The organism is Pseudomonas sp. PWP3-1b2 (assembly GCF_049896045.1).
Classification (GTDB): domain Bacteria; phylum Pseudomonadota; class Gammaproteobacteria; order Pseudomonadales; family Pseudomonadaceae; genus Aquipseudomonas; species Aquipseudomonas antarctica_B.
This window is the reverse complement of the sequence record NZ_JAFCTN010000051.1, coordinates 1-12,114: the sequence shown is the minus strand read 5'-3', so window position 1 is coordinate 12,114 and position 12,114 is coordinate 1. Positions and strand designations below refer to the sequence as shown.

The 12,114-nt window shown below is 53.8% G+C and carries 13 protein-coding genes and 1 pseudogene; 4 read left to right on the top strand and 10 right to left on the bottom strand.

Annotated features, from left to right (window positions below; translation table 11 throughout):
• Positions 1 to 378: 378 nt before the first annotated feature.
• Positions 379 to 1,029: a hypothetical protein gene (locus tag ACP7A2_RS23900; protein ID WP_426136257.1), complete on the top strand. Its 651-nt coding sequence runs from the start codon at positions 379 to 381 to the stop codon at positions 1,027 to 1,029.
• 259 nt (positions 1,030 to 1,288) lie between these two features.
• The gene (locus tag ACP7A2_RS23895; RefSeq protein WP_426136255.1) at positions 1,289 to 2,089 is read left to right on the top strand and encodes an MsnO8 family LLM class oxidoreductase; all 801 of its coding nucleotides are present in this window, start codon (positions 1,289 to 1,291) and stop codon (positions 2,087 to 2,089) included.
• Between the two features lie 509 nt (positions 2,090 to 2,598).
• On the opposite strand, the gene ACP7A2_RS23890 is transcribed toward ACP7A2_RS23895, so the two are convergent.
• A complete protein-coding gene (locus tag ACP7A2_RS23890; protein WP_426136254.1) occupies positions 2,599 to 3,171 on the bottom strand; it encodes a hypothetical protein in 573 nt (190 codons plus the stop codon).
• A 198-nt stretch (positions 3,172 to 3,369) separates the two neighbouring features.
• On the opposite strand from ACP7A2_RS23890, the gene ACP7A2_RS23885 reads away from it, so the two are divergent.
• A complete protein-coding gene (locus tag ACP7A2_RS23885; protein WP_426136253.1) occupies positions 3,370 to 3,672 on the top strand; it encodes a helix-turn-helix domain-containing protein in 303 nt (100 codons plus the stop codon).
• A gap of 990 nt (positions 3,673 to 4,662) precedes the next feature.
• On the top strand, positions 4,663 to 4,911 hold the full coding sequence (locus tag ACP7A2_RS23880; protein WP_426136251.1) for a hypothetical protein: 249 nt from the start codon (positions 4,663 to 4,665) through the stop codon (positions 4,909 to 4,911).
• 782 nt (positions 4,912 to 5,693) lie between these two features.
• Here the strand turns inward: ACP7A2_RS23880 and ACP7A2_RS23875 are convergent.
• The 9 genes and pseudogenes from ACP7A2_RS23875 to acpP form a co-directional block, all read right to left on the bottom strand.
• A complete protein-coding gene (locus tag ACP7A2_RS23875) occupies positions 5,694 to 6,461 on the bottom strand; it encodes a hypothetical protein (RefSeq protein WP_426136250.1) in 768 nt (255 codons plus the stop codon).
• A gap of 403 nt (positions 6,462 to 6,864) precedes the next feature.
• The gene (locus ACP7A2_RS23870) at positions 6,865 to 7,101 is read right to left on the bottom strand and encodes a hypothetical protein (RefSeq protein ID WP_426136248.1); all 237 of its coding nucleotides are present in this window, start codon (positions 7,099 to 7,101) and stop codon (positions 6,865 to 6,867) included.
• Positions 7,102 to 7,133: 32 nt separating this feature from the next.
• Positions 7,134 to 7,271 (bottom strand): antitoxin Xre/MbcA/ParS toxin-binding domain-containing protein, encoded by a 138-nt coding sequence (locus ACP7A2_RS23865; RefSeq protein WP_426136282.1) that lies wholly within the window; start codon positions 7,269 to 7,271, stop codon positions 7,134 to 7,136.
• A gap of 132 nt (positions 7,272 to 7,403) precedes the next feature.
• A complete protein-coding gene (locus tag ACP7A2_RS23860; RefSeq protein ID WP_426136246.1) occupies positions 7,404 to 7,622 on the bottom strand; it encodes a hypothetical protein in 219 nt (72 codons plus the stop codon).
• Positions 7,623 to 8,281: 659 nt separating this feature from the next.
• Positions 8,282 to 8,602: pseudogene (gene tmk / locus ACP7A2_RS23855) on the bottom strand (dTMP kinase); the annotation flags it as partial.
• Positions 8,603 to 8,621: 19 nt separating this feature from the next.
• Positions 8,622 to 9,767 carry an endolytic transglycosylase MltG gene (gene mltG / locus ACP7A2_RS23850; protein WP_426136245.1) on the bottom strand — a complete coding sequence of 382 codons (1,146 nt, stop codon included), beginning with the start codon at positions 9,765 to 9,767 and terminating at the stop codon, positions 8,622 to 8,624.
• Between the two features lies 1 nt (position 9,768).
• A complete protein-coding gene (gene pabC / locus ACP7A2_RS23845; protein WP_426136242.1) occupies positions 9,769 to 10,584 on the bottom strand; it encodes an aminodeoxychorismate lyase in 816 nt (271 codons plus the stop codon).
• Positions 10,584 to 11,828 (bottom strand): beta-ketoacyl-ACP synthase II, encoded by a 1,245-nt coding sequence (gene fabF / locus ACP7A2_RS23840; protein ID WP_426136241.1) that lies wholly within the window; start codon positions 11,826 to 11,828, stop codon positions 10,584 to 10,586. The genes pabC and fabF overlap by 1 nt, the downstream gene beginning before the upstream one ends.
• Positions 11,829 to 11,955: 127 nt before the next feature.
• Positions 11,956 to 12,114: acyl carrier protein (gene acpP / locus ACP7A2_RS23835; protein WP_426136281.1), on the bottom strand; the 159-nt coding region annotated here is incomplete at its 5' end.

Sequence of the window (12,114 nt, the reverse complement as noted above, 5' to 3'; positions counted from 1 at the left end):
TGCCCGATTTCATTGGCCCGCTCCGTTATTAAGCGCTTGAGCACATGTCTGATATAGGCTCAAGTGTCGCGTCCTTCCAAACGCCCCGATTGGATCAGGCTAATAATTGCGAGATACTAGATGGTATATGGTTCCAAAGGCCTGATAAGCCAGCCTTGGGGTCATTCGCGGCGGCTGCCGCGGCATCCAGAGAGGGTAAAGACCACCAATGAGAATGGACCTGGCTTTGGTCCACCTGCGCTCACAGGGAGCGACTAACAGGTGCTAAATGCTCTACTCAAAACTTATTTAGCAACATATTTCTGAGGAGTCACTATGGATTGGAATCGTGTTCACGTATGGACTAGGACCTTTTACGCGATCGTGCACTCACTCCACATGGCTAAAGAGGAAAAATTCGGAGATCTCAACTCACTAGACGAAAGATTTCGTGACGCAAACAACTGGGTATCACCAATTTGCTCCTACAACTCAACACTCTTACCCACTAAGACTGAAGGTAAAGAATTGGAGTTTAGGCGCGACCCAAACGCGCACTTCGAAGAAATTTCCAGCCAGTTAATCAAGATGCTATTACAGGATCTGACAGTAATTTTTGATGAAATGATGAGTGACGCCTTAATCAAACTTAACCTAGAAGCCGGGAACATGCCGCAATCTAAAGTTGAAAAACTTTCCACTCTGCTGAATGCAGAATATAAATGGGCAAATCAGGGATGCTTGGAGCTAATTGCAATCAGAAACTCCTTGTGCCACGCAAATGGCCGATGGAACGAAAAATCGTTAAAAATAATTGAAGGTTTCGTTGAACCCCTCCCCGCTGTAGGCGATGAAATCATCGTCGGCTTTGAGATGCTTTTCAATTATCGAAAGGCTATGCGTACTTTGCTCAACGAGGCATGCCCACCCGATCCAAAGCCGATGACAATTAAGAAAAAATCCAAAGCTGTAAGGTCTAAACGGAGTGAGGCTCGTAGCTTAAAAGAGCGCCGCAAGGCCCTTGTGAGAGAGGCCATGCAATCGACGTGATGCGCAGGCACGATTATTTCTAGCGCCACGCTGATGGTTCTTATAAGGAGAAGGGCCGGAAGCTCTATCACCGACCCGCGCTTTACCTCATCACGGCTTAGCCAGAAACACCACCATAAGAGGACTAGCAAACTTGATTAAAGTCGCTAGCGCATCGAAACTCACCACCGTCTATAGTGAGGCAAGATCCCGTTTATAAGGCGACTCGTAACGATAATCGAACACAACTGCTGAAAACTTGGTTTTTTCAGGAGGCAAAATGGTGATCACATCGGCAACATGCACAGCTTCAGCTAAGCAGACCCATTACAGTCCGTTCAAAGTAGCGGAAACATTCGGCGCCCTAGGCGCGTTGTTTCCCAATCGCATAGATCTTGGCATCGGACGCGCACCAAGTGGCAGCTCACTCAGTTCCACCGCACTCGCATCCCCCGGACACCCGGAACACCATGACCACTTTCCCCGCCAGGCAGCGGAACTGTGCGCATTCCTGCGTGACGGTTTCCCAAGTGATCACCCGCTCGCACACCTCAAATGCCTGCCAGCGTCCAACGCCCTGCCCTCACTCTGGATGTTCGGCTCCAGCGGCGGCAGCGCCGGGCTCGCCTGTGAGTTGGGAATGGGGCTGGCACTTGCAAGATTTATCGCCCCTCACTCCTGCTCTCCTACTATCTTTGACCACCACGCCCAGGCACTCCTACAATCCGGACGCAACACGCCGCCAGCACGCCTGCTCGCCTTGGCCGTGATCTGCGCCGAAACCGACCAGGAAGCCCGCCACATCGCAGGCACCGCCGCCTACCGAAAAATGATGACTAGCCGCGGCTCGCGAGAAGCGCTTCTCCCTCCCGAAATCGTTGCGAAACGCGTGACCGCCATGAATGCATCGGACCGCGAACTCTTCAACGCCAGTCTAGACGACATGGTCGTCGGGTCGCCTGGACGTTGCAGACGGGAGATCAAAGAGCTGGCGGCGCAGTTTGGGTGTGAGGAGATTGGGATCGTGACAGTGACGTATTCATTTAAAGATCGGCTGCGCAGTTATCAGTTGTTGGCGTAAGGGGCATTTCAAAAGTCGCATCCGCGACCATTTCGCCATTAAGCTCAGGCGTAAGCGTAATGAGTTATTCGTCCTCGGCTAAACGTACCACCGCTGAGTGCATTTCGCAGCGCGTCCTCTGCCACCCATCCCGATACAAAAGCGTTCCTTTCCCACCGCATATTTCGCATGTGAGTGTTGAATGCGATTCTGCAAACCTGATCCACTCGTGCGCCTCGGCTTGTCGGCCCGAGACAAGAACCCGTAACGTCCCAAATTTTTCTTTCGCGCACAGCAGGTAAGTTTTCGTGTCGACTCTTCGCAAATTCATGTCGGATAGGAGCGCACAGAGCGTTTCGACAATCTCAAACCACCCCTCGCCGCAGTCCAACTCAAGCATCGTCTCTGCGTCTGCACGGAAGGCGGCTGGGAACTTTTCCTGGAGAAGACGCATGTGGTTTTTAGCTGACATACCAACCCTTTTAGAATCTGCAAAGATAGGTGATTACCCACTCGACTTAGGAGTTAGCTCATTCTTTATTACTGGTGACTTTCACACCGTTGCGCTTTAGTGCCTCAATCGTCCCCTGAACAAATACCTCCATCTGATCCATATACTTTTTGTCCGTCTGGGGCCCGAGCAATTCGCGCCTCAAGGTATTGCGGTCAAGCGGTACATGTGCGGATTTCGGTTTGTCTTTTAGCTTCTTGGCCAAGCCGAAGGTCTGTTCTGGCGGAGAGACCATGTGGAAGGTTGGAGAGCCAGGAGGTAATTGATTAAGCCTGTAGTGGGCTTGATAGAAAGCAGCTACATAAGTCCAACCAAGGGGAGTAAACGAAAGGATCCCATAATCACTACCGCTCTGAGTGGTTATCCATACGCTATCGCCACTGACATGAATCTGCACAATTTCTGAAGTCTCAATCCGATGACCATCACCAAACGTTCCAAACCCGTCAGCGCACACATGGTCCCAAACCTCACCTATCAAAAACGCATGGGCCTCAGGCTCGATGTGGGCATTCGTGACGAAGCCCGTGAATATGACGCCAGCGGCGTCTGCCTTCAGCTTTAATATTGCTGCGCTGATTTCGTCATTCATCCCATTGCACTCATCACACGTCGATAAAACGAGCTAGGACGTTATCTGCCCTCACGAATAAGGGAAAATGTGTACGTAATCTGCTCGCTTTAATGAAAGAACCAAAAAACAAGACATATCTTAACATCGCTTATCGTTGATTCCAAAATACCGCAAGCGTCGATCCAATGCTAGCTTTGTGATTCAAGGCTATGAGCGATGGATTTCAACGAGGCCTTCGGCCTTGCGGTGCAGGCGTTACGCCTCAGTAAAGGGCTCACGCAAAAAGATTTTCTTGGTTTTCTGTCGATTCAGTATTTGTCTGATATCGAGCGGGGAAAGCGCACGCCTTCAATTGCTGTACTGGCTCAGATCTGTGACCGACTGGAGGTGCACGAGGCAGTGCCTATGATCATGGCTAAGCATTTCATGCGGCCATCAGAACCTCTCACTCACGCATTACAGGTGATAGAGAAACAGCTATACGAGGCTGGGTTCATCGACCCATGCTCCAACGCCTAATCGCAAAGTGCCGCACGATGGGGAAGCGAGCCTCTTCGTAGAAGGCCAAATGGATCCACCAGAGTATTTTTGTCAGAGGAAGGACTCAGCCAATAAGCGCTTGGCCGAGCTGGCGGCCGCCCGGGAGATTTGCTTCGCGGTGTCGGGTTTGTCTGTAGAGTGAGACAGGTATGATTTTTCCCGAGTGCAGTTCTGAGAAGGGTGGAATCGCCCCTAGGCGAGATAGAACTTGCAAACGCGCTAAGCCGTAAGTCTTTGCTCAGTGCAGTAGCACGTCACATGCCATCGGTAACTCACGAAATTGCCGGAGCATGCGATGGGGAAATACTCCATCAATCGAACCTGAACCTCGGTTGGTGGATCATTTCAGCGCTTCGCACGCGCTCTCAAGTGTAACCGTCCAGCCAGTCCCCTCTCCCGACAGCTCTTCAAGTTCGCCGAGATGGCAGACACGATTTAAGCGAACGCAGTTAGCCTTAATAGCAGGACCACAAGATGCTTTTTAACCGGAAAACGCGTAAGCGTAACCGCGCTTTTTGTTGTGATAGGAGTCGCACCCTTCAAAAATAGACAGACTGTTGCAAGCTCGAAACATTTTATGACAAATGGCGTAATCCAGCGGCAGTGCGGCCTACGCCCACATTCAGGCTTTTTTACACATTTTACCCACAGCGTTATCAACAGGCTACTGCGTTGCCAGCCTCTTGAAAACGCATTATCTTGTGTCCAGACGCAAAAGAAGACCCTACATGTAGGTGTTCGCGTTAGCCGCGCCCAATTTGGGCAGGTAAGAAGACAGCGGGTGACTACGCTTCGTTTTTCCGGACAGAACGTACTCACCCGCCCCTCAAGCCAGCGGTTTGTTGCAACCCGACCTGAGAATAGGCATTAGAGCGAAAGAGTATCCCATCGTCAAACGATGGATTATGAAACCTGCTCTACGGCGCTTTTTCAGGCGGGCAAACCCCAATTGAAATAGGCAATACCATTATGAGCAAAAACACCAAGCAATCATCACCGAAGGTCGCAACCCTGGCGTCTGAAACTCTTCGCGATTCTCATGCCTCAGCCATTGCGAAAAGCTTCGCGGCATCTGCTCTTTCCCAGTCGTCCTCTTCAAAGGAGACAGGGAAAGCTATGGAAACGAAGGCATCGCAGGTTCTGCAATCCGAGAAATACAGTGATACCACGAAGACGCTCGCTGCGTCGCTCCTATCTCAATCTGACAAATCACGATAAGGAGAGACGATATGGCACTGTATTTTTTGGAATACGACCTACGAAAGCAGCGCAACTATAAGCCTCTGTATGACGCGCTAGCGACATTTGATGCTGTGCGCATCCTCGAATCACTCTGGTGCTTTAAACACGACAACACCAGTACAACGGCCCTACGCGATTACTTCAAGACTCTCATAGATAGCGATGACGGAGTTATCGTGTCACAAGTGTCGGACTGGGCAGCCTTCAACGTGAGAGGTTCGCCTAATCAACTGAAGTAAACCTGTGGATTGAGCCCCCGATGGGGGCTCCTTTTCTAATCACCTGGAGGCAACCCAAAATCTAACGACCCTCCTCGTCACTCAAACACTGTCCCAACTCATGGGGCAATTGAGTTTCCTAGGTAAAAGATAACCCATCGGGCAAGGCGACTTATCTTGAGCGTCCGCCCCCCCCACCCTACAGCTGATCAGCCCTTCATCTGCCTCTATGGCCATTCATTAGCCCATTCAGAAGCTTGCGCCAGACACCCCTTGCGCAATAGGTGTAAGTGTCCGGCCAACCCATCTGTCAAAGTCTGAGAGAGTAAAAGCCCACCAGACGCAGACTCATCTGTAAGCAATGTGCAAAACTTGCATATTACATATGTCGTACGGGCATCACGCTTGAGTGAGTCATTGGCACAGACATCATGGTGATAAGGCGATCGTGTGCGCTAAAAGCGGGAACACCCACTACCTCCAATACCAGAATACTGACGGTATGTTCACTGGATGCTTTATTTACGTCAGTCAGTGGCTTCAGCCTTCAGAGGAAGCCTCAGTCGCAGCTTCTCTGACCTTGCTCAGAAGCCTCTCCAGCCTTTTATTCCTAGCCTCAAGCTTCTTGAACCACTCAAACTCTGACTGAATCAACTCGTAGCACTTATGGATGGAATGGACTTCATCCAGCACGCGGCTCTGAATCTCAGCATAGTTATCAGCCTCATAGAGCTGCCAAACGCTTTCGCCTGGCTCGAATTTCGTCCCGTACATGTATTTATTCAGAATGTGATTTTTGGACTTTGGATATAAGAAGTTGCTAGGGTTGATGAACGCCCCGATGACGAGCTGGGATAGGTCTACGACTCGAAAACTGTTTTGGAGCGCGAAGGCTTCCTGATTCGAAAGGATATGAAAGCGTTTGAACAGCTCGAACAGAATCGGAACGTCTGAGGAGGTAATTCCGATCCCGCACAAAATTGCAGACACCGCACCATCGTGGGCGTTTTTCACCTGGTCACATGCTGTTTTGAGCAAGGCATAGATATGCTGAAGCATCTCCTTCTCTGTCGCATGCTCCCAGAGCCAGAAGGATTTGGTCTTTTTAAGGACTTCGGATTTTGCGATGCAAAAGTCCCGTTCTGGGTTAGCCACAAGGAATGAGCCGCCGATGAACCAGCAATCCTTGTCCCATGGGTTGTAGCAGAAACCCGATGCTGTGCGCCTCTTCTCAGGAACGTAAAACTCCAAATCGAAGAACACCACTTTGCATTTTCCTGGCCTGAGTCGACCTTTTTGACTTGCCATCCTTGCTTGCCACCTTCAACGTTGCACGAGTTACAGAGAATCGCATCATCGCAATGAACATGACCAGCGACAGGCTCAGCCGCATGTTCAGTGAGGCAGTTCACTTTGACGTTGCCAGGCGAGCGCTGGATTGCAATGCAGATGCTCGATAACGCAGCCTGAGAATGCCCTCTGGCGAGCTGCAAAGGTACTCACGCACAACGATTCCGCAGATTGCTATTTTCGTAACGCGATGTTTTTGCGTAACACTACATATGTTACGCAAAATTTTCGCGTTACGACTATACAATGAGTAGCGGTTTTCACGTTTTCGTGGCGGAAGAGATTTTAGTAGAAGGCGCTATTTTCAACCTCTACCCCTATCGACTGCCCTGCGCTTCACATGAGATCAGTGTCTTTATCGTCAGTAAAGAGAAACGATCGGGCTATGCAACCATGAACAATAGACCAACATGGCGATTTGCTCATCCACTAACCCATCGGTATTCAAATCTTGAATCCAATACTCAGCAAGCCGCGGGCTCGAAACCAAGCTCTTCAGCTGAAAGTATCCAAAGGTGCCATGAGAGATAACAGCCATCACGATTTGCTCTAAAAGATCCGGAGCATTGGCCATAATAAATTTAGGGGAATCAAACATAGCAATCTCACTAAATGATATCGCTAATTCTCTTACCGATCGCATTTCTCAGGCGCGGCAGGTCCGACATCTTTGATGTCAATAGGTGCGAGGTTACCAATTGCCGGCAGCGGAGTTTGTAGCCAATCGGCAGCAGCACGCATGTCGCCACCATGTAGCTCGCAGGCCATGCTGAAAACTTCTTTCGCTAAACCAGCTATGTAGTCATCACTCACCTTCGCCGCTGCCGAGACCTCCTCACTATCAGGCGACTCATACACCACGCAGCCCTCCACGTTCCTCATCTCTTCCAAACGAGCATCTTACCAAGCGACATCGATGGTGAGGTAGGCGTAGGCGGAGGCATCTCCATTTCCTGGATCGAATTCTTTCATCGCGATTAGCCGAGAATAGTCCCAACCCATCTCCAATGAGCCAGGCTCTCCAATCGGCATCAGGAGATACACATTCCCGTATCTCATGGTCTCTGATTTCTGATGGATGACCTGGCTGAAAACTAGCGGATCGGTGATCAGCATCATCCACGTGCCCAGATGCGATCCCTCAGTGTTGAAATTGCTGACGGTGACGTAAAACTATTGGCAAAGCTGTTTTAGCAGCACCATATTCCACGCGTTGAGATCCTCGTCCTCGGACAACAATTGATGCATAGGCAGCGTTTCGAACATTTTTTCCTCTCATGACGCTTCTGCGTCAAAGCCTTAAATCGACGCCTTTCGCGCTATACGGCGGCGGTTCAGTCGCTGCTGCTCGGGCATCAAGCGTTTAGCGAACTGCGGCGGTTGAACCGACTAGGATAATTCCGCAGAAAGGCGTGATGGCTAGGTGCTTTGAGCGAGGCAGGATGGGCTGTTGCCGCCATTCAGAGACGGGTGCATAGCTGGGAACTGAAGCTATGTCGCTGCCAACAGCAATCGGCTGGGCGAGCGCCCTAGATTTGGGGTAGCGACGCGATGTTTACATTTTGCGAAAACCCGCAGGGACAAAAGTGCCTGGATTGCCTCAAAACGCGTTTACATTCTGATGCTCGAAAGCTCTGAAAGCAGCTAGGTGTACATTTTTTGGTTTCTGGCGGTGCTGACGTGGTCGGGGGGACGGTAGGAAACGCTCAGAAGGCCCTGTTTTCGCAGGTTAGAGCAAAGAGGGACGGGGATTTCATAGGTTGAGGTTTACGTTTACATCCTACACCCTGAAAAAACAACGTCTGGGTAAAACGGTCGCAAATCACCACGGCCCCACGCGCCAACGCCGGGCGAATCACTTCGGCCAGGTGCTGGGCACGGGCGGCGAATACCAGCAGCAGCTCGGCATCCGGATGCATCTGTTCTTCGCCCGGCGCCAACAGCACTTCACGAATGCGCTCGGCCAACGGCGTGCCGCCCGGTTCACGGGTCAACACCACCTCGATGCCTTCGGCGTGCAAGCGCTCAGCGAGAAAGTCGCGGTTGGTGCTTTTGCCGGCGCCTTCCGGGCCTTCCAGGGTAATAAACAAGCCAGTCACAGGCAGTCCTTAGTCAGAGTCATTGCGGGCTTTGCGGCGCGGCGGTGTCCGGCGCTGGCTCGGTCGGTGCATCGGCGGGTTTATCAGCGGGCGCATCGGCCGGCGGCGTCGAGTCTGGCGCGGGTTTGACCACCGGTGCCGGGCTGGAGCGGTAATCGGCGCGGCGCTTGAGCTGGAACTCACGCACGGCGGCATTATGGGCATCCAGGTCATCCGAGAAAATATGGCTGCCATCGCCACGGGCAACGAAATACAAGCTGCTGCCCGGCACCGGGTTCAGCGCGGCATGAATCGCTTCGCGGCCGACCATGGCGATCGGCGTCGGCGGCAGGCCGGTGATCATGTAGGTGTTGTAGGGGTTGGCTTCCTTGAGGTGCGCGCGGGTCAATTTGCCGGTGTAGCGCTCACCCAGGCCGTAGATCACCGTGGGGTCGGTCTGCAGCAACATGCCGATTTTCAGGCGGCGCACGAACACGCCGGCTATCTGGCCGCGCTCCTCGGGCACACCGGTTTCTTTCTCTACCAGGGAGGCCATGATCAACGCTTGGTACGGGTCGGTGTACGGCGCGTCGGCGGAGCGTTTGCTCCACTCCTGAGCGAGAACATCGTCGAGGCGGTTGTAGGCTTTTTTGAGGAAGTCGACATCGGTCATGCCGCGCACGAAACGATAGGTATCAGGGAAGAAACGCCCTTCGGGGTGCACGCCGGGGTGACCGAGCTTGTCCATCACTTCGCTGTCGCTGAGGCCGGACAGGGTTTGCACGATCTTCTCGTGCTTGGCCAGCGCCGAACGCACTTGGCGGAAATTCCAGCCTTCCACCAGGGTCAGGCTGTATTGCACCACTTCACCGCGCTGCCACAGGCCAATCAAACCTTCGGCGGTCAAGCCCGGCGTCATGCGGTATTCACCGCTGTGCAACGGCTGGCCGTCGAGGTTGAAACGCCAATACAGGCGCAGCCAAAAAGCGTCGTCGAGCACGCCGTCGGCTTCGAGGCGATTGAAGGTGCCCGTCGGGGTAGAGCCGGCGGGCACATCCAGCAATTGCTCCTGAGATAAGTTCAGAGGCTGCTTGAGGGCAGAGTCGAGCTTCCAGGCCGAGAAGCCCAGCAGCAAGCCTGCCGAAACCAGGCCGATCTGCAGCAGTAAAACCAGTTTTCGTATCAACTCAAATATCCAATAGCGCGCGAACAATGCCCTGCAGTTTACGGGTGAGCGGCCCAACCGGCCAGCTCATCGCAGCGCAGCCGCGCACCGGCCAAATGCCATACACGCTGTTGCACACAAAGACTTCGTCGGCTTGCTGCAACTGCTCAAGGCTGATGTCGGCCACGGCCACCGGGATGCCCAGCGTTTGCGCCTGGGCCAGAATCTCGGCGCGCATGACGCCCGCAACGCCACAACGATTCAGATCAGCGGTTAGTAACACGCCGTTGCGCACTAGAAACAGATTACTGAACACGCCTTCGATCACGCGACCGGAGCTATCCAGCATCAAACCTTCGGCATGTTCGGCATCTTGCCACTCAGTGCGGGCGATCACTTGTTCGAGACGGTTAAGGTGCTTGAGACCTGCCAGCAACGGCTGCTCGGCCAAGCGAGTGACACACGGAAACAGGCGAATGCCCTGGGTTCCATGCGCGTCGGGATAGGTTGCGGGCGGATTGCCCTGCAAGATACGGCGCACCGGGGCGCCGGGGTTGATGCCATACCCGCGCTGGCTGTCGCCACGGGTAAGGATCAATTTGACTACACCGTTGCCAAGAGCGGCGGCATAGGCCAGCACTTCGCTGCGGATCAGCGCGTGATCCGCAACTAACGCAAGGCGCCTGCACCCCTCGTCGAGGCGTTGCAGGTGGCGGTCGAGCAGCACGGGCTGCCCGGCCTTGACGGCGACCGTTTCAAATAACCCGTCGCCGTACGCCAGGCCACGATCCTTCAGGGGCACACTGCCCTCTGGCTGACCGTCGACCCAGCTGTCCATCACTCGGCAAACCGGCGGAACACCAGGGAACCGTTGGTGCCGCCAAAACCGAACGAGTTGGAGATCACCACGTCAATCGGCATCGGCTGTGCTTCATGAGCCACGAAGTTCAGGTCGCAGCCTTCGTCCGGCTCATCGAGGTTGATGGTCGGCGGTGCGACCTGATCCTTGATGGCCATCACGCTGAAGATCGCCTCGACCGCGCCCGCCGCACCCAACAGATGGCCGGTCATGGACTTGGTGGAACTGACCGCCAGCTTGTAGGCGTGCTCGCCGAACACCGACTTGATGGCTTCGGCTTCCGCCAAATCGCCCGTCGGCGTCGAAGTGCCGTGGGCATTGATGTACTGCACCTGGTCGGCGTTGACCTTCGCGTCGCGCAAGGCGTTGGTGATGCAACGCGCAGCACCGGCACCGTCGGACGGTGGCGAGGTCATGTGGTAAGCGTCGCCGCTCATGCCAAAGCCGATCAGCTCGGCGTAGATCGTGGCACCACGCGCCTTGGCGTGCTCCAGCTCTTCCAGAACCAGCGCACCGGCACCGTCGGACAACACGAAACCGTCACGGCCCTTGTCCCACGGACGGCTGGCACGGGCCGGTTCGTCATTGCGGGTCGACAGCGCACGGGATGCGCCGAAGCCACCCATGCCGAGGCCACAGGCGGCCATTTCAGCACCGCCGGCGATCATCACGTCCGCCTCGTCATAGGCGATGTTGCGCGCCGCCATGCCGATGCAGTGAGTGCCCGTGGTGCACGCCGTAGCAATGGCGTAGTTAGGCCCCTGTGCACCCAAGTGGATGGACAGGAAACCGGAAATCATATTGATGATCGAGCCGGGCACGAAGAACGGTGAAATTCGACGAGGGCCGGAATCGTGCAGCGTGCGGCTGGTTTCTTCGATATTGGTCAAACCACCAATACCCGAACCCATGGCCACGCCGATGCGCTCACGGTTGGCATCGGTGACTTCCAGGCCGGCGTTACGCACTGCCTGAAAACCGGCTGCCAGGCCGTATTGAATGAACAGGTCGAGTTTGCGGGATTCTTTGACCGAGAGATATTCCTCGACATTGAAGCCCTTTACCGAGCCGCCAAAACGGGTGGAATAGGCAGAAAGGTCCGTGTGTTCGATCAGACCGATACCACTGTGGCCAGCCAGAATGCCCTGCCAACTGCTCGGCACATCCGTACCCAGTGGCGACAACATACCCATACCGGTGACTACGACGCGTCTACGCGACACAGCACTCTCCTTTTTCTAATGACGACACTTTGCTTCAGAACTCACTTTTCATCACCGCTAAAGAAAAAACCGCACGCCGTTACAGCAGTGCGGTTTTTCCCTGATAGCAAGCGACGACTACAAACTATTACGCCTGGTGGGCAGTAACGTAGTCGATAGCAGCTTGAACAGTAGTGATTTTTTCAGCTTCTTCGTCCGGGATTTCGGTCTCGAATTCCTCTTCCAGAGCCATCACCAGCTCAACGGTGTCAAGGGAATCGGCACCCAGGTCTTCTACGAAGGAAGC